This window comes from uncultured Flavobacterium sp. (assembly GCF_951805225.1).
Taxonomy (GTDB): Bacteria; Bacteroidota; Bacteroidia; order Flavobacteriales; family Flavobacteriaceae; genus Flavobacterium.
On sequence record NZ_OX638201.1, the window covers coordinates 1,453,979 to 1,475,285 of the forward strand.

The window sequence follows — 21,307 nt, forward strand, 5'->3', positions numbered from 1 at the left end:
TGTTGTAGTTGGTTGGTTAATTAGTCATAAAAAAACCCCAAGAATAAACTTGAGGTTATATTTTAATATAGCATTCAAGAAAATATTACATATTTTTAAAAATAGTATGCATCAAACGCTTCTTATCGTTTATACTTTCTTCTAATGAAATCATTGTTTCTGTTCTGTAAACACCTTCAATATCGTCAATCATAAAGATAACTTCTTTTGCGTGCTTAGTATCTTTTGCTCTAATTTTGCAAAAAATATTGAATTTACCAGTAGTTACAGATGCTACTGTAACGAAAGGAATTTGATTGATGCGCTCTAATACAAATTTAGTTTGAGACGTATTATTAAGGAATACACCTACATAAGCAATAAATGAGTACCCTAATTTATCGTAATCTAAGGCCAATGAAGAGCCCATTATTATTCCGGCGTCTTCCATTTTTTTTACTCTAACATGTACTGTTCCAGCAGAAATCAATAGTTTTTTTGCAATGTCAGTAAACGGAACTCTCGTATTGTCTATTAACATATCTAAAATCTGGTGATCTACTTCATCTAAACGAAATTTACTCATAATTCTTTAATTAATATTACTAATTGCTATTACAAAGTATAAAAATATATATAAAAAACAACAAATTCACATAAAAATTAACTTTTTATCAATCCGTTAACAAATTTAACATTTTTATCTAAACAAAAATCTGCTTTTTGATTCATTTTCGGAAAATTTGTAAAGTCATCTGAATAAAGTGCTCCTTTTGCATCGTATTCATAATGTCCAAAATAATTTTCCAACTCACCTACTTCAACTATGTAAGCGTTGAAATGAATCTTATTTTCAATCAATTCTTCTTTGTATTGTGCGACAAAATTCGTAATAATTTCGATACCATCATAATTTATTTTGATATTTTTATACATAAAATCATAAAAAACCACTTTATTTTGTGAAATATTCAAATAATCATGAATTCTATTATCAACTAAATCGTTTTCGCCGATCAGTTTGAAACTCGTAATAAGTGAGAAAAATAAGAGCTTTCGGGTTATTTCTCTATCGTAATCATTAGGAAAATGTCCGCCTTCAAACAAAATTGTTGGTACTCCTAAAAACTGAAAAGTATCTCCTATACAATTGATATTGAACGAATCATCAAATCTACCAACCTGTCCAGGAATGTATTTTTGCAATACATCGTTGATTCCGGCGATCACATTTATAGCTTTTAATCTGTTCTCGTTAATCTCTCTTTCTTCATTATATGAAGGCGCTAAAAATGATACTGTTGCTGGTTTTCCAGTTTCTCCTGCGCCAAAAATAGTTCGCTGATCATGAAGGTTAAAACAATAATGAGGCTTGAAAGTTTCAAAAACTTCTCTCAAGACCTTGCTTTCTGGTTGAGTCAGGTTTTGAGAATCGCGATTTAAATCAATTTTATTGGCGTTTTCGCGTGTATAAAGTCTCGCTCCGTCAGGATTTAATATAGGAATACTATAGAAAGTAAATGTTTTAAGCATTTTCTCCGCAAATTCTGATCCGCTATTTAATACATTAATGAAATCAAATAATGCTTTTGTGGTCGTGCTTTCGTTTCCGTGCATTTGCGACCAAAGATAAATACGCGTTTCTCCGGTTCCAATTTCGTAACTATATATAGGTTCTCCTAAAACAGATGTGCCAATAACTTTGACTTGATTATTTGTATTTAGTTTTTCTAATAATGGCGTAATATGGTCTATAGTCAAGTAACGTCCTGCTATAGATTGTTCTTTGTATTGGTCAAATAGTTCTTCTAAATTCATTGTCTTTCTGATTAGTTTACAAAAGTAAACATCTTTATTTTTACAATTGTAAACAGTTAAAATTAAGGATAATTTAGAAATGTAAACAAGAAAATAGGCTTTTATGGAATCCTAGATTCAATTATAGTTGACAAATGTTATTACTTTAAACAAATAATTATAACTTACATAATATTAGTATAATATGATTTATTATATAAAGTATTAGTTATAATATATCCAGCTTTAAAAATCAATTTACAACTGTAAAATAGGTTATCTAATCCTTTTTAATTACATTTGTAAACATGAGAATTAATTATAATAATTTACAATGGTAAACATCGATGATTTTGTAAAAAGACTGGAAATTATATTGGATTACTATGGTATTAATGCCTCTTCTTTTGCTGATAGAATTGGCGTACAACGTTCCAGTATGTCTCACCTACTTTCGGGAAGAAACAAACCTAGCTTAGATTTTGTCATGAAAATATTAGATGTTTTTCCTGATGTAGATCTTTATTGGCTTTTGAATGGAAAGGGAAATTTTCCTAAAAATGAAGAAGAAAATAGTAAAGTCAAAAACTATGAAACTTTAGAAACTGAAAAAACAAACTCCCCTATTTCATCAAATGATAATTTTGGAGCAGTCGATTTGTTTTCGCAAATAAATTATAAGGAAGAAGAAAAACTTCCGATTAGATATTCAACGGAAGTAAAAAATCAAAATCAAATTCCGGAAGAAGGGGAAATTGAAAAAATAGTTATTTTTTATAAAAATGGGACATTTAAGGCATATGCCCCATGATTTATAAAAATCGCGTATTTGAAAATTTTTTAAATTATTTTTTATTTAAGGGATTCTCACGCAATTGAAAAAACATCGAAAATTTACAGTTGAAATCCGTTTTCAGGAATTTTACCAATAACTCCGTCATAATGTTTTTTCAAAACCTGTAGATCGGCTTCGTAATCACCAGTTGGGAAAAATGGCTTTCCTAAATTAACTTCTTTTTTGCCCCAATCAAATGCAACGGGAACAATTGGCACATTTGCTTTGAGCGCTATATAATAAAATCCACTTCTAATTTCTTTTACCTTTTTACGAGTTCCTTCAGGAGCAACCGCTAATCTAAAAACTTCTTTGCGTTCGAAAATTGCAGCAATCGAATCCACTTTATTCAAACCGCCTGAGCGATCTAATGGTTCTCCTCCTACACTTCTGAAATAATATCCGAAAGGAAATTTGAATAATTCCTTTTTTCCAACCCAGTTCATTTCCAATCCAGAGATTCCACGAGTGAAAATTCCCAAATAAAAATCATGATTACTAGTATGTGGCATCACCATTAGTATACATTTCTTAACTTCGGCATTTTCTATTCCTACTATTTTCCAGCCCATTAGCTTAAAAAAGATGAATTTATAGAATTGTTTTTTCATTAAAATTTATTTTTTCATGCAAAATAAAAGATTTAAAGTGGTAATTTTGAGTAAAAGCCCGTAAAATGATTCAAAAGTTATTCAGTTATTTAATTCCAATTAAAATATTTAAAAAAAAATCTGCCAGAAGTAAAATAATTGAAGTTACTTGGGCAAATGGAGAATTGGTTTTAGATTCTGAAAACACAAATTATTCATACGGAAGTTTGCAACGTATATTAAGGTACGGACTCAGAAATATTGGATATAAAGCAATTCTCGAAATGGACCACGTTTTATTGCTTGGAGTCGCCGGAGGAAGTGTCATAAAAACTTTGGTTGACGAAGTGGAATATAAAGGTAGAATTACTGGTGTCGAAATTGACGCTGATATGATTCAAATTGCAAATGATTATTTCAACCTTAATCAAATAAAACAGCTGGATGTTATTATTGATGATGCTTTTGAGTTTGTTTTAAAAACAAAAGAAAAGTACGATTTGATAATCATTGATATTTTTGAAGACATTAATATGCCAAACTTTTTGTTTGAGAAGTTTTTTAGCGATCGTGTTTGTTCACTTTTAAAAGATCAGGGTTTTGTTTTATTCAATACCATGATTCTGGATGAAGCGCATAATGTTCGAAACAGAAAATATATTGCCGAAATTAACGCCGAATTATTTACTTCGAAAATGCTGCCCCGCATAGAAGTGCATAATGAATTAATAATAATTGAAAAAGTCGCCTAAATTTTAAATTTTATGAAACCTCTTGCCTCTATTTTAAAAACATTACCACCTACTAAAGTAATTGATTCAAGTATCGATTTTTCAAAATATCTAGCTTTGGATTTATCGGTTACGAATCTGGAATTAATGGAATCTAAGCCTGAAAACGCAGCCGAATTTGAGCTTTTTATTTCTAATTATCTCGAAAAAAATAATGCCGAAGTCGCTTTTGGAGGATATATTGAAGGACGGACTTTGTATCAAAGAAGTACAATTTTCAAAAACGATTCTATTCCGGAACGTAATATTCATATTGGTTTGGATTTGTGGACAAAAGCAAATACGGCTGTACTTGCTCCGCTTGACGGAAAAGTTCATAGTTTTAAAAATAATGAAGGTTTGGGCGATTATGGCCCGACGATTATTTTGGAACATGAAATTGAAAATGAAGTTTTTTATACTTTATACGGACATTTATCGTTAGAAAGTATAGAAAACCTTAGCGTTGGGACTGTATTTAAAAAGGGAGATAAAATTGCTACTTTAGGAAAATCAGACGTTAACGGAGATTATGCGCCTCACGTACATTTTCAAATTATAAAAAATATTGAAGAATATTGGGGAGATTATCCTGGAGTTTGCAATACAAATGACCTTAATTTTTATATAGAAAACTGTCCCGACCCTAACTTATTATTAAAAATTACTTAAATAGTTATGAAGAAAGCAGGATTGATTATATGTTTGTTGTTATTAATTGGATGTAAATCTAAAACCATTACCAGAGATACAGAAGATTTAAAAGTAAAGAAAGTTTCCGGCGCAGAAATTAACGCGAATCAGCAGAAAAAAGCGTACGAATTAGGCAAAAGAGTTTTGGAAACTTGCAATACCTCAAAATTTAAACCTTTTAATGAAACTGAAGTAACCCAATCGGTTATGGAAAATACGACCGAAGAACGATTGACTAAAACTTGTACAAGATTTAGACAATATTACGGAAGTTTTATTGACTTAAAATTAGATGGCGTTTACAAAACAAAACAAGAAGTTATATATCGATATCATGCTTTATATAGCAAGAAAGTAGCTAACAAAGAGTTGCGTGTTTTTGTAAACGAAGAAAATCTAATTTCGGCAATAAAATCAATGGATTGGGATGAAAAATTTGATTCAAAAATAACAGATCAATAAACTAAAACTATGAATTTAAGACTACCGCTATTTGTATTATTGCTAATTTCTAGTTTTGCAAATGCTCAGGAAAAAATGATTGTAAATAATTCAAAACCTTTTCCGGCAACGCAAAATTATACTTTCATTTGTGAAAAATATGCCTTTACCGGCGAAGCAAATGTTCAGATTGCAAAAACAGATAAAGGCGGAGTTTTAAAGGTAACAGTTTCAACAGCAAATGATAAAGCAAGAATTGCAGGCGGTCTATATGTAGATTTAGCCAATGCAGATGTAATTCCTTGCGTTGATAAAAATGTAAAGGAAAGTTCTGATGGAAAGACTTCGGCATATTATTACTTCACTCCTGCCGAATTTGCAAAGCTTAAAAAAACGGATATTTATGCTGTTCGATTTATCATTTCAGGAGGTCCGACGACTTTTGGAAATCAAACCGGATATTTTACAGCACATAATAAAATGAATTATTTTTCGACTGCATACGATAAATCAAAAAAGTCGTATGATACCGCAAAAGAAATTAGTCTTTTATAGTAAGACATTTATTAAATTAAATCTTATATTTATAATCTAATTCTTTTTATATGAACGCCAACGAAGCTTTAATTACAAAATTCTATACCGCTTTTGCAAACGCCGACGCTAAAACAATGGCAGAATGTTATCATCCAAAAGTTCATTTTATAGATCCGGCTTTTGGTTTATTAAAAGAAGAGCAAGTTTCTAAAATGTGGGAAATGTTGCTCTTGAAAAGCAAAGGAAACTTAAAAATTGAATTTTCAAATGTTAAAGCTGATGATTTTATAGGTTCTGCAAATTGGGTTGCGACTTATAATTTCAGTAAAACAAACCGAAATGTAGTTAACCGAATTGCAGCAGAATTTTCCTTTCAAGACGGATTAATCATCAAGCACACAGATAGTTTTGATGTTTGGAAATGGTCAAAACAAGCCTTTGGACCAACCGGATATTTATTAGGTTGGACAGGTTTCTTTCAAAAGAAAGTTCAGCAACAAGCCTTGTCATCACTGAGAAAGTTTGAGGAATCCAAATAATTTTCTTAAATTGAATATTCTAAATATACACATTAGCTAAAACATACTTTTAGTTCTATTCATTCTATCTGCCTTTTTTAAGAATTTGTTTGTCTGTTACTATTTTTATTGTGTTAATCGTGTTTTAATCCTGAATATCGATGAAAGAAATTGTACACAAAAAATTAAATCAATTACAAGCAACAGCAATTTGCGGCAACGACATAAGCTCTTCCTGTTTATACGTTTCAGCGTTAACGATTCTATATGCAGGTCAATATGCTTGGATTTCATTACTAATTGTTGCAGCAGTTTTATTTCTTTTCAGACGAATTTATGGCGAAGTTGTTGGCGCAATTCCTTTAAATGGTGGCGCTTACAATGTTTTATTAAACACTTCAACCAAACGATTAGCTTCTCTGGCGGCAACATTAACCGTTTTGTCTTATATGGCAACAGCGGTAATTTCGGCCTCAGAAGGAATGCATTATTTACATGGAATTTTCGAAACCTTAAATGTAACCATCGCAACAGTTGTGGTTTTGGTCTTATTTACCGGACTTGCTATTTTAGGAATCGGAGAATCTGCATTTGTTGCCGTAATTATTTTTATCACACATCTTGCAACTTTATCCCTACTCGTTCTAGCTTCGCTATGGTTTATTTTAAATAATGGATTAGAAACTTTTCATGTAAATTGGGAAACTCCAATTGCTTATGGAAATATAAAAACGGCACTTTTTCTAGGATTTTCTGCCGCAATGCTTGGGATTTCAGGTTTCGAAAGTTCAGCTAATTTTGTTGAAGAACAAGAACACGGAGTTTTTCCAAAAACATTACGAAATATGTGGGCGATCGTAAGTTTCTTTAATCCTGTAATTGCGATTTTATTAATTAGTGTAATTCCATTAACCGAAGTTGGCGCAAATAAAGAATCCCTTTTGGCACATTTAGGACAAACAACCGGAGGATCCTGGCTCGCCTGGTTAATTTCTATAGACGCTGTGTTAGTTTTATGTGGAGCCGTATTAACCTCATTTGTTGGGGTTTCCGGATTATTAAACCGTATGACTTTAGATCGAATTCTGCCAAATTATTTTTTAAAGAAAAACAAAAGAGGATCACATTATAGAATTGTAATAAGCTTTCTTATTTTGTGTATTTCTGTACTTTTTGCCACAAGAGGACATTTAGAATCGTTAGCAGGAGTTTACACGTTTTCGTTTTTGGCAGTAATGGCATTATTCGGGATTGGAAATTTATTGCTGAAATTCAAACGTAGCAAATTACCAAGACCAGAACGTGCACGCGGAATTGCAGTCGTAGTTGCAGTTTCTTTTATTATTGCTGCTTTCATCGGAAACATGAAACTCAACATCAATGCATTCTATACCTTTTTGAAATATATGGTTCCATCGTTAGTTTTTATAGGAATCATGCTCAATCGCGTTATTTTGATAAGACTCATGATCCAGGCTTTAGAATATTTCTATCAGCCACTCCGCAGATTCGTTATTCTCAGTAATCGGTATTTACAGAAAATGAGTGTTGAGATTAATTCGCAGGAATTTGTCTTTTTTACCAAAGGCGACGATATTGCAATTCTCAACAAAGTACTTCAATATGTCGAAAATAATGAAACTACAAAAAAGCTAAAAATCGTTCATGTAAAAAATGATTCTTCAAATAACGAAGCCCTAATAAAAGATCTCGAAGTTTTAGATCGTGCATACGATGACATCGATATTGAATATCTCGAAATTCAAGGCGTTTTTGGTCCCGAAATCATAGACGAACTTTCTCAAAAGTGGAAAATTCCAAAAAACTTTATGTTTATAGGTTCTCCCGGAAATAAGTTTTCATACAGAGTTTCAGATCTTGGCGGCGTTCGATTGATTATGTAAAGAATTTTTAGAAGCAGAACATTCAGATTTTCCAAGACCCGAAGTCCCGCTATCCCTTTCAATCTTTTATGGCGAACCCCGCCATAAAAGGATTTCCAGTTCTATCGGGGCTAAACCAGAAATATATTTTTTTCAAGACAAAGCTTTGCGATTAGTTTTAAAACGACAAACCCGACAGGTTTTAAAAACCTGTCGGGTTTACTTTGCGAACTTAAAAAAGACAAAGTAAACACAACAAACTTAGTGTCCTTCGCGAAAAAACTTAGCGAACTTTGCGGTTAATTCTCAATCCAATAAACTCAGCAACTTTTAAAAACTTGTCGGGTTTACTTTGCGAACTTAAAAAAGACAAAGTAAACACAACAACCTTAGTGTACTTCGCGAAAAAACTTAGCGAACTTTGCGGTTAATTCTCAAACCAATTATAAATTAAAAACCTTAGCTAAATGCTTAGGATAATTTTCAAGATCATTTTCTATCGTTCCGCCTTTAAAAATATCAAAACAATTATAATCCGGAGAAATATCAAAACCACAAAAACGATAACTACTTGAAATATTCAAAAACAAATCTGACGTCGTTTTACCTTGCATAAATTCTTGAGACGGATTTCCGAAAGCTTCTTCTGGAGCATTCCAAGTAGCAGAAATCATAAACTTCTTTCCTTGTAATTTTCCACCGCTTCCATATTGTTTTGTCAAGTCTTCACGCATTCTTCCGTCTCCCGAAAGGAATTTTTGACTGTGCAATCCGCTGTTAAAAACTTCGTCAGTATATTTTTTGTAAATCCATGGCGCGCCAAACCAGTTTACTGGCGTTTGCACAATAACAATATCGGCACTTAAATGTTTTTCAACTTCTTCATCGGCATTATATCCATTTTCAACTTTTGTTTCCAGAACTTCATAATCCCTCGATTCAAAAAAATGTTTTGCCACTTCTATAAAAGAATTGTTTAATTTTCCTTCCGTCCAATTTGGGTAAGTTAGATGTGTATTGATCAATAATACTTTCTTTTGTTTTTTCATTTTAATAATTTTTACTCTGCAAAAGTAAAAAGGGATCATTGGGCGGAAAGAGACAAATTACCAGTAAAAAAGAAACAAATTACTGATAACAAAAAAGCACTTAAAAAGTGCTTTGAAAATATTAAAGATTTGTGTTTTTTATTTGTTCCCGATATTCTTTGGGAGTAAGATTTACCTGTTTCTTGAAAAATTTAGAAAAATAATTCGGATACTCAAAACCTAGTTCATAAGCTACTTGAGTATTATTCATCGAGTCATTTTTTTCTAATAACTCTTTTGCTTTTTTAATTACAAATTCATGAATATTCTCCAGAGCAGATTTATTTGTAAAATGCTTAATAATATCTCCCAAATAATTAGGCGTTAAATCCAATTGATTAGCAAAATACTGAACATTAGGAAGTTGTTTCACGGGCTGATTATAATAATCCTTTAAACTTTGTTGAAAGTCAGTTACAATCCGATTGTACTGTTTTGGATTTGTAGAAAATTGTCTGTTATAAAAAGCTTCAATTACAGAAATCAATACATTCGCATAAGAAAGCAAAACACCGAAATCTTGTTTTTCGCTTTTATAGTATTTATACATCAAACCAAAAAGTGTATTTATTTCTTCTACTTCACTTTCGGTTAAATATAAGGCTTCGTGCTGTCCATAATCCAGATAAGTTTTAAATAAAAACCGATTTTCATCTATTATCTTTTTAGAAAGCTGCACATACATTCCGGTATAATTTGGTTCAACATTCCATCCATTTACCATATCCGGACTGCTGAAAAAGATTGCAGTTATAGGTTTTGGAACAGGCAATGATTTATCTGTATAATTAATTTTGATAGAAATACGATAGAAATCAGCTTTTACTGGTTCCGATTGTGATCGCATATTTGGAGAATCATAATAACCAATATCGATATCATTATCGATTGGCTTTTTTAATCCAACATATTCGTTAAACGACTCAAAATCTTTAAAGACTATCATTATACAAGTTTTAACAAAGATTAGAAAAAAAACAAGAAACTAAAAACTCAACAACCAATTAAAATTTGTACTTAACTCGCAAAACCAACAAACCCGACAGGTTTTAAAAACCTGTCGGGTTTAGAATGCTTTGAAACTTTAGGCAATCGAATCTTTGTCAAAGTTTAAAACTTTGACAAAGATAAACTTAGTGTTCTAAGCGTAAAACTTAGCGAACTTTGCGGTTAGAAAAAAATTAAGATTTAAACCAACCAGCAACCAATTCATCTTCAAAAGAATTAGCATTTTTATGAATAAACTCGTTTGTTTTTTTATTATAAGAATAATCTAAAGCCCATAATTTATGGTTTTTAGCTAAATCTTTAATGCTTTCGCAAACATAAGCGATTTCTTTATCAGTAGTTGTTGGATGAATAGACATTCTAATCCATCCCGGTTTTTTGATTAAATCACCAATAGTAATTTCATTAACCAATTTATTCGAAGTTTCCTGATCTACATGCAGTAAAAAGTGTCCGTAAGTTCCGGCACAACTGCATCCACCTCTTGTTTGAATTCCGAATTTATCATTCAGCAATTTTACACCTAAATTAAAGTGAAGATCTTCAATAAAAAATGAAATTACGCCCAAACGATTTTTATGTTGACCAGCCAAAATTTTAATATTCTCAACTGGATCTAATTCATTAAAAACAAAATCAACAATCTCGTGTTCGCGTTGCAAAATGTTCTCAATACCCATTTCTTCTTTAAGCTCAATTGCCAATGCAGTTTTAATAACTTGCAAGAAACCAGGAGTTCCGCCATCTTCACGATCCTCGATATTATCAATATATTTATGTTCGCCCCAAGGATTTGTCCAGCTTACAGTTCCTCCGCCAGGACAATCAGGAATCATATTATTGTATAGTTTTTTATTAAAAATCAAAACTCCGGAAGTTCCGGGTCCACCTAAAAATTTATGAGGAGAAAAGAAAATCGCATCAAGATAAGCTTCAGGATCTGAAGGATGCATGTCGATTTCTACATAAGGTCCTGAACAAGCGAAATCTACAAAGCAAACACCGTTATGTTGGTGCATTAATTTTGCAGCTTCGTGAAACGGAGTTTTTAAACCCGTAACATTTGAACATGAAGTAATTGAAGCAATTTTTATCGTTCTGTCGGCATATTTTTCAAGCAATAAAGCCAAATTATCCAAGCAGAAAAGTCCTTTTTCGCAAGAAGGGATAATTTCAACATCAGCAATAGTTTCCAACCAGGAAGTTTGATTAGAATGATGTTCCATGTGCGAAATAAAAACAATAGGGCGTTTCTCAGCAGGAACTATAGTGCAATCCTTCAGGTTTTCTGGGATTTTTAAACCTAAAATACGTTGAAATTTATTGATAACGCCAGTCATTCCGGTACCATCATTAATTAAAACATCATCATTATTGGCATTCGTATGACGTTTTATGATGTTTCTTGCATGATGATACGCTTTTGTCATGGCAGTACCTGACACAGTTGTTTCTGTGTGAGTATTGGCAACAAAAGGTCCAAATTCATTCAAAAGTTTCTCTTCAATAGGTCGATACAAGCGTCCGCTGGCAGTCCAGTCCGTATAAACGATTTTTTTTCTGCCATATGGAGAGTCAAATTCCTGTCCAATCCCAACAATATGCTGTCTAAAATCCTGAAAATAAGTCTCAAGAGTGATGGTATTATTTTTGCTATTCATTAGTGTGCCTGAGTTTGATTGCAAATATATTGCTTTTTTATAGAATTGCGAATTTATCAATTGTAAACTTCAAACATTACACAACTGATCAGTATATTTATATAAATTACCTTTTTATTGATAATTTGTCATAATATTCTATCGGATTAATGGGGCAATAGAACTTAAGGAGAAGTGTTTTATGAAAAACTTACAAGTAGCCACTTTTGGTGGTGGATGTTTTTGGTGTATAGAAGCTGTAATTCAGCGTTTAAAAGGTGTAGAATCTTTAAAATCAGGTTTCTCGGGTGGATTTATTAAAAATCCTCCATATCGTGAAGTTTGTACAGGCAGAACCGGCCATGCAGAAGTTATAGAAGTAACTTTTAATCCTGACATAATTTCATATCACGATTTGATTTTTATATTCATGACAAGTCACGATCCAACAACTTTAAATCGTCAGGGGGCTGATGTTGGAACACAATATCGTTCGATTATTTTATATCATGATGCTGAACAAAAAGCGATCGCAGAACAAGTTATTGAAGAAGTTAAACCATTTTATGAAGATCCAATTGTCACTGAATTAAGAGCTTTTGAAGTATTTTATAATGCCGAAGAAGATCATCAAAATTATTACAACAACAATCAGGAAGCGCGTTATTGCCAGATTGTAATTGATCCGAAAGTGCAAAAATTGAAAAAAATGTACACCGATAAATTAATTGACTAAATAAAAGTTTTAGCTGCTTCAGATAACTATCGGGATAAAAGGAGGAGAATGGTTTTCCTTACTTACTTTTAGATCTCATAGGTTTAAAAAGAATCATTTAAATCTTCGAATCCCGATAGTTATTGGGAGTGGCTTAAAAAATAATCCAAATGAAAAATTTAAAAATAAATAACAGATTTACTGCTGAATTGCCTGCGGATCCAAACGAAGTAAATGAAGTTCGTCAGGTATCTAATGCGCTTTTTTCTTATGTAAATCCAACAAAACCATCAAATCCTAAATTAATTCATGCTTCTCAGGAAGTTGCTGAATTGATTGGTATTACGGCTGATGAAATTCAATCTGAAGCTTTTTTGAATACCTTTTCAGGAAAAGAAGTTCTTCCTGAAACGCGTCCTTATGCAATGTGTTATGCTGGACATCAATTTGGAAATTGGGCTGGACAACTTGGTGATGGTCGTGCAATTAATTTGACCGAAGTAGAAAATAAAAATGAGTTTTTTACACTTCAATTAAAAGGTGCCGGAAAAACTCCATACTCCAGAACTGCTGATGGTTTGGCGGTTTTACGATCTTCTGTTAGAGAATATTTATGTGCCGAAGCAATGTATTATTTGGGAGTTCCCACTACCCGATCGCTTTCGCTGATGTTATCCGGTGACGAAGTTTTGCGTGATATTTTGTATAATGGAAATCCAGCTTACGAAAAAGGAGCAATTGTTTGTCGTGTTGCGCCATCGTTTATTCGTTTTGGAAGTTTCGAAATGTTGACAGCGCGAAATGAACTCAAAAATCTAAAACAATTTGTTGAGTACAATATCAAGCATTATTTTCCTGAAATAAAAGGAGAGCCAAAAGAACAATATTTACAATTCTTTAAAACCGTTGCAGATAAAACACGCGAAATGATTTTGCATTGGCAACGTGTAGGTTTTGTACATGGCGTGATGAATACTGATAATATGTCAATTCATGGAATAACGATTGATTACGGACCTTATGGCTGGTTAGAAAATTATGATCCAAATTGGACACCAAATACAACAGACAGTCAAAACAGAAGATATCGTTTTGGGAATCAACCCCAAATTGCACAATGGAATTTGTATCAATTGGCAAATGCAATTTATCCATTAATTAATGAAGCGAAACCTTTAGAAGATATACTTGAATCTTTTATTACAGATTTTAATTCTGATTATAAAATCATGTTTTTAAGTAAATTAGGATTGTTTACTTCTAGTAAAACTGATGATGAATTAATTGATTCTCTGGAAACTACTCTACAATTATCTGAAACAGATATAACGATCTTTTTTAGAAATTTAAGCAAGATTCAAAAATCAGATTCTGTTGAAAAAGCAATTGAAAAAATTCAGGATTCTTTTTATATCACTGAACAAATTTCTGGTGAAATATTAGATTCCTGGGAAAAATGGTTTACTCTTTACATCGAAAGATTAAATCAAGAAAAACTTTCGGATAAAGAACGTTCAGAGAAAATGAATGCAATTAATCCAAAGTATGTTTTAAGAAATTATATGTCTCAATTGGCAATTGATGCAGCAGATCAAGGTGATTATTCTCTTATAAACGAGTTGTATTTACTGTTGCAAAAGCCATATGATGAACAACTGGAATATGAAAAATGGTTTGCAAAACGACCGGATTGGGCACGATCTAAAGTTGGTTGTTCAATGCTTTCTTGTAGTTCTTAAAAGTATTTTTTGCCACGAATTTCACGAATTTGTACTAATTTTTTTATTGAAATTGTATGTCACATTGAGCGAAGTCGAAATGCATACAAAGTGTTTTCGACTTCGCTCGAACTGACAATAATAATTCGTGAAATTCGTGGCAAACTTTTTCAATTTCTATTTTGAAGTAATATAATCTACAATCATATTTGCATGAATGCGTGAATTTTCGATAAACCATTTGTGAGTATGCATTCCGCCACAAACAACTCCTGCCAGAAATAATCCTTCAACATTTGTTTCCATAGTTTCCGGATTGTAAGTTGGCGTTTTTAGTTCATCTTCAGATAATTTAATTCCCATTTTTTCAAGAAAAGTCAAATCAGGTTTATATCCGGTTAACGCCAGAACAAAATCATTTTCTATAGTAACTTTTCCATTTGGAGTTTCAATTTCGACCTCATTTTCTCGAATTTCCGTAATATTCGATTCAAAATAAGCTTTGATACTTCCTTCGGCAATTCGGTTTTCGATATCTGGTTTTACCCAATATTTTACCCTGCTATTTATTTCATTTTTACGAATAACCATTGTTACATTCGCTCCTTTTCGCCAGCATTCTAAAGCGGCATCAACAGATGAATTATTGGCGCCAACAACAAGAATATTTCGAAAAGCATATTCATGCGCTTCTTTATAATAATGTCTGACTTTTGGCAACTCCTCGCCTTTTACATTCATCACAATTGGAATATCATAAAAACCTGTTGCAATGACTACATTTTTTGCTTCGTATAAAGCTTTATCCGTTGTAATAGTAAAGGTACCGTTTTCTAGTTTTTGTACTTCAGTTACTTTTTCAAATAAATGAATTGAAAAATTAAAATAACGATGAATATTTCTGTAGTATTCTAATGCTTCCTGACGTCCCGGTTTTGGCGCTAAGCAATTAAACGGAATATCGCCAATTTCAAGCCTCTCTGCAGTAGAGAAAAAAGTCATGTACAAAGGATAATTGAAAATACTATTTACAATAGCTCCTTTTTCAATAATTAAATAACTTAGATTTTTCTTTTGAGCTTCAATTGCACAAGCCAATCCAATTGGACCGCCGCCAACAATGATCAAATCATATTCTTTCATAACTTTATTTCTCCCAGTATTTAAAAGGATTTTTACTCAAATAAGCATTATAATATCTTGGATCATTTGTAACTTCTTCTCCCAACCAATCCGGTTTTTCAAAAGATTCTGTTTCAGATTCCAATTCGATTTCGGCCATCACTAAACCTTCGTTTTCACCATAAAATTCATCAATTTCAATAGTGTGATTTCCTGATTTTACTTCAAAACGAGTTTTTTCGATCTTGCCTTTTTCGCATAATTTAAGTAATTCCAATGCTTCGCCAAGCGGAATTTCATTTTCCCATTCAAAACGAGACATTCCTCCTTGCTGCCCAATTCCTTTTATAGTTATGAATCCTCTTTCGCCTTTAACTCTAACTCTGACAGTTCTTTCTGGTACAGAACTTAAATATCCTTGAGCTATTCTGTTTTGGGTAAAAGCTTGTTCTTTAAAATCATCTGATTTTACAAGAAACTTTCTTTCTATTTCGAGCATTTTGTGTTTAAATTAATTTTTTAATGCAAGTTACTCAATTTCATTAAAACAATCGAATTCTTTAAACTTCATCTTTTGAAGCAATTTTTTATATTAAACTTCCATAGCAAAACACTCAGAAATATCTTATTTGATATAAAAATAACCTACTGATAAACAAGTACATAAGTTTTTATTTATTAAATTTGATAGAACTTTAAATCAATTTTTTATGTCTAAAAAAGCACTTTACCTATTAGGCATTGCAATAACCATTATATTAGGTACATTTTTATACCTCAAATTTTGTTGCAATTGCAATGTAGAAACGCCACCAGTTGATACTGAAAAGGTTACAAATGTAATAGTCAAGGACACCAATTTTGTTCCTTTTGTTCTTAGTGGTACAGGAATTGACTATCATACAAATGACAATCTCAAGTTCCTGAAAAACAGTTCGGCATTAATTACGCCAGTAAGTGATTCTGTAAATGTTGGAATTGAAAATCTTAAAACATTTTTAGCTGCAAATGCAAAGCAAAAAGTTACGATAACGGGTTACGCTACTTCTGATGAAACCAATACGACTAGTTTTGAAAATCTAGGTTTAGCGAGGGCAAACGATATTAAAAATTATTTTGTTTCTAAAGGTTTATCAGCGGCTCAATTTGATACTAAAGGTGAAGTTATTGATAAATGGAAAACAAGTGCTGACACTCTTTTAGGTCCTGCCGAATATAAGTTTGAAGCTATTGATACAACAGCTGTTGCAAGTGATGAATGGACTGCTTTGAAGGATTCAATCAATGCTGATCCTTTGGTTTTACACTTTAATACCAATAAATCAAGCAATAATTTAACTTCTGTCGAAAAATTAAAAGTTGCGGCTATTGTAAAATATACAGGACATGTAAAAGAGGCTGTTGTTTTAATTGTAGGGCATAGTGATAATGTTGGAAATCGCGATTCGAATGTTGTTCTTGGACAAAAACGTGCTGAATTTTCTAAAAAATATTTATCGAAAAACGGTATCGATGCTTCCCGAATTACAACAGAATCAAAAGGTCCTGATGAGCCGGTTGGTGAAAATACAACTGCTCAGGGAAAAGCAAACAACAGAAGAACCGTAATTACAATCAAATAATTAATCAAAATATACTATTATGAATATACCTTGTATCTTAATACCTGCGCTAGTGGGATTAATCTGTGGAATTTTAGGTTACTTACTAGGAAAAATGAATTCTAAAGGAGATGATTCTCTTGCCTTGTCACTACAAGCAGATTTAGATGCTTGTAAAGCAAATACACGAAATTTAACAGCTAAAATTGCTTCATTAGAAGCTGATTTGGCTGCAAAAGCAAAAATAGCTCCATCAGTACAATCATTTGCAGCCGCCGCAGCGCCAACAATACTTTTTGATAGCGCATTAGCAGCAACTGTTTACGGTAAAAAAATAAAAGAGAACGATTTAAAAATCGTTGAAGGAATCGGACCAAAAATCGAAGCTTTATTTAATGATGCCGGAATCAAAACCTGGTATGAACTTTCTCAGGCTTCTACTGAAAAACTTCAATCTATTTTAGATAGCGGCGGCGAAAATTATGCGATTCACAATCCTGGAACCTGGGCAAAACAAGCTTTACTTGCTTACGAAGGAAAATGGCAAGAGTTGAAAGACTGGCAAGAAGGTTTATTAGGAGGGAAAGAATAATACCACGATCAAAATAACCTTGAAAACTGGCTTTACGGCCAGTTTTTTTTATGCTTTTTCCAGAAAAGAAGAATCCCAGTTTTTAGCTTTATTATACCATAATTGCCCTTGTGAAACTTCAAGCGGACAATCAAAATTATTGGTATAAAGTGCTCCGGTTCCTAAACCTTGTGGCATTTCAGAATTTTGCAGAAAAGTCCATTGTGCGATTGCATTTAATCCAATATTGCTTTCTAAAGCCGATGTAATCCACCAACCAATATTATATTGATTTGCTAGATTTATCCATTCCAAAGTTCCTCTGAAACCGCCAATAAAACTTGGCTTTAATATTATATATTGAGGTTTGATTTGAAGCAGTAATTTTTCTTTTTCTTCTAATGAAAATACACCAATTAATTCTTCATCCAACGCAATTGGAAACGGAGTGTTTTTACATAAATCAGCCATTGCTTCAATGTTTCCTTTTTTAATTGGCTGCTCTATACTATGTAATTGGAATTTATTAAGTTGTTCCAGTTTATTTAAAGCTTCATTTAAAGGGAAAGCGCCATTCGCATCTACACGAATTTCTATTTCTTCGGCTGAAAAATGGCTTCTGATAAAGTGTAATAATTCCAGTTCTTTTTCAAAATCTATAGCGCCAATTTTAAGTTTTACACATTTAAAACCATTGGCTATTTTTTCTTCGATTTGCTCTTTCATGAAAGAAGCTTTTCCCATCCATACTAAACCATTTATAACAATCGATTTTGAATTATTGGTAAAATCTGATGGAAATAATACATATGGATTTTCGCTTTTGAGTGATAAAAAAGCCATTTCGATTCCAAATTGAATTGAAGGAAATTCTAATAAAGCTTCCCAAAGTACTGTTTCTCCCAAATGAATATTTTGGCAAGCCCATTTCAGCTTTTCTTCATAATCGTCTCTATCGTCAGCACTCAAACCACGAAGTATTCCGCACTCGCCTATTCCTTTTTTACCATTCTCTTCAAGAACGATAAACCAGGTTTCTTTCTCGGTCATAATGCCTCGCGAAGTTCCTGAAGGACGCTTAAACTCGAGCATGTATTTATGGTAAGTTGCTTTCATATTGCTTTTTAAACCATATAAGTGATATAAGTTCATTTAAACTGTGTGTATAAATCCGAAATTAAAATTTAATTATCTTAATTATTAGACGTGCTACAATTTAAATGAGCTTATATCACTTATATGGAGAAATTTTAATTATATAGATTCAAAACTTTTTCAAAGTCTTTTGATGGTAAACCTGCTTTTTGAAAAACGGTGAAATCTTGTTTAGTTTTTTCTTTCCAGCTCAAACTGTCTGTAACGTTTTGAGTTTGGTATTTCTTATAGATCGCTTTTGCTTCGCTATATTCGTCATTTACCAAATAAACGTGTGCTAAATTTAATTTTACCAATAATTCTGTATCGTCAAGTTTCTCGCCTTCTTTAAGGAATTTGATTGCTTTTGCGTATTGTTTGGTCAAAATATAGCAATATCCGATAGAACTGTAATCTACCGCCGTTGCTTTTCCGTCGTTTATAATTGTGTTTAATTTCGGGATTGCTTCGTTGTATTTTTGAGCTTTTATTAATGATGCAATCTGAGTTCTTAAATCATTAAAAACGTTTTTAGAAATGTCAGCGTCTTTATAACACGTGTTCCCGAAATCTTTGTAAACCTTAGTTTTTTCGATTGCAAGCAATTTCTGAAATTCGGTGTAACGATATTGTTTCATGATTTTATCCAGAATACAAACACAAAAATCATCAGAATTGGCCATTTTTTGTGCCATTGTCGATGTTTTACAAAGACTTATGATTTCGTTTTTGTTGTCTTGATTCCAACCACGATTTAATTTTGTGTCTACCCAAGGCACAACTTCCAAAACTATTTTCTGGTTTAATAGCCAGTTTTTACTGTGGAAACCAAACCAAATTGTGCTTGTATTATCTCCTAAACAAGATGATTTATCAATTGATAATCGCTTTGCATCTTTGCTTAATGGTTCTTCCTGAGCGAAACATGCTTTATCTGTTTTTCCGTCATCGACATACTTTTTAGCACTATCACTTGACGTAAAAAGCGCATATGAACAAGTATCGTCACCAGAAATTTTTGACATTAAAAAAACTGCTCCGGCTGAACCCTGACTGATTCCGGTAGGATCCGGAATTGCTTTTAGTACTGAAACTAAACTATTTGTCATTTGTTGGTTTTCGTCGAGAAGTGTGATTCTGTATACAATTTCAGTGGTTCCAACGGGCAAATCTTCAGTTTTAAGAATGATTCGGTCACGGGCAGAAACTATAATCTCTTTTGTAGTGGCGCGTTCTTTGTCCCAATAACCGTCTTTTTGGGCATATGAACTATAAGAAACTGCAATTAAAAGAAACAGGGCAACTTTTTTTAAATTCATTTTATAAAATTTAGTTTAAATGTCTTATACAAATTTCAGGCCTAATTTTTTAACATTTCCCTAATTCTTTTTTCAGCTTCTTCTTTTGTGATTCCTTCGTAATAATCTTTTACAAAAGGATGGTCAAAATCTTGATGTGGAAAAATTTCGGGTCTGTCGTTACCGCTTTTGGTAACAACGGTTGTTGGAATACTATTTGAGAATTGGTATTGTGAAATATAATTGGAAAGCCATCCAAAATATTGCGTTTCATGATTTTCATTATCAAAGTTTTCAAGATAATCCTTAAAGCTTGTTTCGCTTAAGGAAACCCAGAAACCATATTCTAAATCTTCGCAATGGTCGTTAACTTTCTGAATTAAAACGCATCTGATAAAGCGATTTATTTCCTGATCTGAATATTTTATAACACAAAAATCCTGATCGATTACTGCTATTTCTTCTTTTTCCTGATTGGAAAGGTTATGATAACTATTTGGGGAATTGTACATAAGTGCGGGCCAGCTAACATGTTCTTCTCCGCAACACTCACAAATAAATTTAATTTCGTCCATTTTTATAAACGTAAAGGTGTTTTTAGCCCCGATAAAGGCGGTATCCTTTTTTGAGACAATTTTTCTTTGTCTCAAAAAAGATATAGCCGAAAGCGGGATTAGCTCCTTATTATAATTCTATTGATTCTCCGATTTCAAGAAGCATCAAATCTTTTCCTTTATCAAAGAATTTACGGATTGATTCTTCGTGATCGATTTTGATGTAACCAAAAGTATCGAAGTGATATCCTAAAATTTTGTCGCATTCTACAAAATCCGAAGCAATGATAGCGTCTTCAACATCCATTGTAAAATTATTTCCGATTGGAAGTATTGCTAAATCCAGTTTTGTACGCATCGGAATTAGTTTCATGTCCATTGTCAATGCAGTATCTCCGGCAATATAGATGTTTTTGTGCTCGCCTTCGATTACGAAACCTCCTGGATTTCCTCCGTAAGTTCCGTCAGGGAATGAACTTGAGTGTATTGCGCTTACATATTTTACTTTTCCGAAGTCAAATTGCCAGCTTCCTCCGTGATTCATTGGATGCGCTTTGAATTCTCTTTGAGCGTAGTAACTTGTGATTTCGGCACCAGAAACGATCGTTGCATTTGTGCGTTTTGCAATCGCTTCGACATCAAGAACGTGATCGCCATGTGCGTGTGTAAGCAAAATATAATCTGCTTTTAAAGTATTTATGTCGATTGCCGATGCATGTGGATTTCCGGTAATGAAAGGATCAACAATAATATGTTTTCCTCCAACTTCAATGCCTAAAGAGGCGTGTCCGTAAAATGTGATTTTCATTTTTATA

23 protein-coding genes are annotated in these 21,307 nt (G+C 32.5%); 11 read left to right on the top strand and 12 right to left on the bottom strand.

Annotated features, from left to right (window positions below; genetic code table 11):
* Window positions 1-85: 85 nt before the first annotated feature.
* Window positions 86-565 carry a winged helix-turn-helix transcriptional regulator gene (locus tag WN975_RS06220; RefSeq protein WP_007805990.1) on the bottom strand — a complete coding sequence of 160 codons (480 nt, stop codon included), beginning with the start codon at window positions 563-565 and terminating at the stop codon, window positions 86-88.
* Window positions 566-642: 77 nt separating this feature from the next.
* The gene (locus WN975_RS06225) at window positions 643-1,797 is read right to left on the bottom strand and encodes a M14 family metallopeptidase (RefSeq protein ID WP_337965739.1); all 1,155 of its coding nucleotides are present in this window, start codon (window positions 1,795-1,797) and stop codon (window positions 643-645) included.
* Between the two features lie 313 nt (window positions 1,798-2,110).
* Here WN975_RS06225 and WN975_RS06230 point away from each other — a divergent pair, with 313 nt between their 5' ends.
* Window positions 2,111-2,587 carry a helix-turn-helix transcriptional regulator gene (locus WN975_RS06230; protein WP_337965740.1) on the top strand — a complete coding sequence of 159 codons (477 nt, stop codon included), beginning with the start codon at window positions 2,111-2,113 and terminating at the stop codon, window positions 2,585-2,587.
* A gap of 83 nt (window positions 2,588-2,670) precedes the next feature.
* Here the strand turns inward: WN975_RS06230 and WN975_RS06235 are convergent, their stop codons facing one another.
* Window positions 2,671-3,222 carry a 1-acyl-sn-glycerol-3-phosphate acyltransferase gene (locus tag WN975_RS06235; RefSeq protein ID WP_099712514.1) on the bottom strand — a complete coding sequence of 184 codons (552 nt, stop codon included), beginning with the start codon at window positions 3,220-3,222 and terminating at the stop codon, window positions 2,671-2,673.
* A gap of 65 nt (window positions 3,223-3,287) precedes the next feature.
* On the opposite strand from WN975_RS06235, the gene WN975_RS06240 reads away from it, so the two are divergent.
* The 6 genes from WN975_RS06240 to WN975_RS06265 all read left to right on the top strand — a co-directional run bounded on the left by WN975_RS06240 (window position 3,288) and on the right by WN975_RS06265 (window position 8,064).
* A complete protein-coding gene (locus WN975_RS06240) occupies window positions 3,288-3,953 on the top strand; it encodes a fused MFS/spermidine synthase (protein WP_337965741.1) in 666 nt (221 codons plus the stop codon).
* A gap of 12 nt (window positions 3,954-3,965) precedes the next feature.
* On the top strand, window positions 3,966-4,643 hold the full coding sequence (locus WN975_RS06245) for a peptidoglycan DD-metalloendopeptidase family protein (RefSeq protein ID WP_337965742.1): 678 nt from the start codon (window positions 3,966-3,968) through the stop codon (window positions 4,641-4,643).
* A gap of 6 nt (window positions 4,644-4,649) precedes the next feature.
* Window positions 4,650-5,126: a hypothetical protein gene (locus WN975_RS06250; protein WP_337965743.1), complete on the top strand. Its 477-nt coding sequence runs from the start codon at window positions 4,650-4,652 to the stop codon at window positions 5,124-5,126.
* Between the two features lie 9 nt (window positions 5,127-5,135).
* Window positions 5,136-5,660, top strand: a complete 525-nt coding sequence (locus WN975_RS06255; RefSeq protein ID WP_337965744.1) for a hypothetical protein — start codon at window positions 5,136-5,138, stop codon at window positions 5,658-5,660.
* Window positions 5,661-5,710: 50 nt separating this feature from the next.
* Window positions 5,711-6,181, top strand: coding sequence for a nuclear transport factor 2 family protein (locus tag WN975_RS06260; RefSeq protein WP_337965745.1), 471 nt, complete (start codon window positions 5,711-5,713; stop codon window positions 6,179-6,181).
* A 140-nt stretch (window positions 6,182-6,321) separates the two neighbouring features.
* Window positions 6,322-8,064, top strand: a complete 1,743-nt coding sequence (locus WN975_RS06265; RefSeq protein ID WP_337965746.1) for an APC family permease — start codon at window positions 6,322-6,324, stop codon at window positions 8,062-8,064.
* 422 nt (window positions 8,065-8,486) lie between these two features.
* Here the strand turns inward: WN975_RS06265 and WN975_RS06270 are convergent, their stop codons facing one another.
* The 3 genes from WN975_RS06270 to WN975_RS06280 form a co-directional block, all read right to left on the bottom strand.
* Entirely contained in the window at window positions 8,487-9,092 is a 606-nt protein-coding gene (locus WN975_RS06270; RefSeq protein WP_337965747.1) for an NAD(P)H-dependent oxidoreductase, read from the bottom strand.
* Between the two features lie 121 nt (window positions 9,093-9,213).
* Window positions 9,214-10,077: a helix-turn-helix domain-containing protein gene (locus WN975_RS06275; RefSeq protein ID WP_337965748.1), complete on the bottom strand. Its 864-nt coding sequence runs from the start codon at window positions 10,075-10,077 to the stop codon at window positions 9,214-9,216.
* Between the two features lie 235 nt (window positions 10,078-10,312).
* Window positions 10,313-11,800, bottom strand: coding sequence for an aminotransferase class V-fold PLP-dependent enzyme (locus WN975_RS06280; protein ID WP_337965749.1), 1,488 nt, complete (start codon window positions 11,798-11,800; stop codon window positions 10,313-10,315).
* Between the two features lie 181 nt (window positions 11,801-11,981).
* Here WN975_RS06280 and msrA point away from each other — a divergent pair, with 181 nt between their 5' ends.
* Together msrA and WN975_RS06290 are read left to right on the top strand one after the other, a co-directional pair.
* Complete coding sequence (gene msrA, locus WN975_RS06285; protein WP_337965750.1) at window positions 11,982-12,515, top strand: peptide-methionine (S)-S-oxide reductase MsrA; 534 nt, start codon at window positions 11,982-11,984, stop codon at window positions 12,513-12,515.
* A 149-nt stretch (window positions 12,516-12,664) separates the two neighbouring features.
* Window positions 12,665-14,233 carry a YdiU family protein gene (locus tag WN975_RS06290; protein ID WP_337965751.1) on the top strand — a complete coding sequence of 523 codons (1,569 nt, stop codon included), beginning with the start codon at window positions 12,665-12,667 and terminating at the stop codon, window positions 14,231-14,233.
* A 156-nt stretch (window positions 14,234-14,389) separates the two neighbouring features.
* Here WN975_RS06290 and WN975_RS06295 read toward each other — a convergent pair whose 3' ends face one another.
* Both WN975_RS06295 and WN975_RS06300 read right to left on the bottom strand, forming a co-directional pair.
* Window positions 14,390-15,355: a YpdA family putative bacillithiol disulfide reductase gene (locus tag WN975_RS06295; RefSeq protein ID WP_337965752.1), complete on the bottom strand. Its 966-nt coding sequence runs from the start codon at window positions 15,353-15,355 to the stop codon at window positions 14,390-14,392.
* Between the two features lie 4 nt (window positions 15,356-15,359).
* Entirely contained in the window at window positions 15,360-15,833 is a 474-nt protein-coding gene (locus tag WN975_RS06300) for a CYTH domain-containing protein (protein WP_337965753.1), read from the bottom strand.
* 211 nt (window positions 15,834-16,044) lie between these two features.
* On the opposite strand from WN975_RS06300, the gene WN975_RS06305 reads away from it, so the two are divergent.
* The gene (locus tag WN975_RS06305; RefSeq protein WP_337965754.1) at window positions 16,045-16,956 is read left to right on the top strand and encodes an OmpA family protein; all 912 of its coding nucleotides are present in this window, start codon (window positions 16,045-16,047) and stop codon (window positions 16,954-16,956) included.
* Between the two features lie 19 nt (window positions 16,957-16,975).
* The gene (locus WN975_RS06310; RefSeq protein WP_337965755.1) at window positions 16,976-17,527 is read left to right on the top strand and encodes a hypothetical protein; all 552 of its coding nucleotides are present in this window, start codon (window positions 16,976-16,978) and stop codon (window positions 17,525-17,527) included.
* A 48-nt stretch (window positions 17,528-17,575) separates the two neighbouring features.
* Here the strand turns inward: WN975_RS06310 and WN975_RS06315 are convergent, their stop codons facing one another.
* The 4 genes from WN975_RS06315 to WN975_RS06330 form a co-directional block, all read right to left on the bottom strand.
* Window positions 17,576-18,622 carry an o-succinylbenzoate synthase gene (locus WN975_RS06315; protein WP_337965756.1) on the bottom strand — a complete coding sequence of 349 codons (1,047 nt, stop codon included), beginning with the start codon at window positions 18,620-18,622 and terminating at the stop codon, window positions 17,576-17,578.
* A 134-nt stretch (window positions 18,623-18,756) separates the two neighbouring features.
* Window positions 18,757-19,959, bottom strand: a complete 1,203-nt coding sequence (locus tag WN975_RS06320) for a tetratricopeptide repeat protein (RefSeq protein ID WP_337965757.1) — start codon at window positions 19,957-19,959, stop codon at window positions 18,757-18,759.
* Between the two features lie 41 nt (window positions 19,960-20,000).
* On the bottom strand, window positions 20,001-20,513 hold the full coding sequence (locus WN975_RS06325) for a DUF2199 domain-containing protein (RefSeq protein ID WP_337965758.1): 513 nt from the start codon (window positions 20,511-20,513) through the stop codon (window positions 20,001-20,003).
* A 109-nt stretch (window positions 20,514-20,622) separates the two neighbouring features.
* Window positions 20,623-21,300 (bottom strand): metal-dependent hydrolase, encoded by a 678-nt coding sequence (locus WN975_RS06330; protein ID WP_337965759.1) that lies wholly within the window; start codon window positions 21,298-21,300, stop codon window positions 20,623-20,625.
* Between the last annotated feature and the right edge of the window lie 7 nt (window positions 21,301-21,307).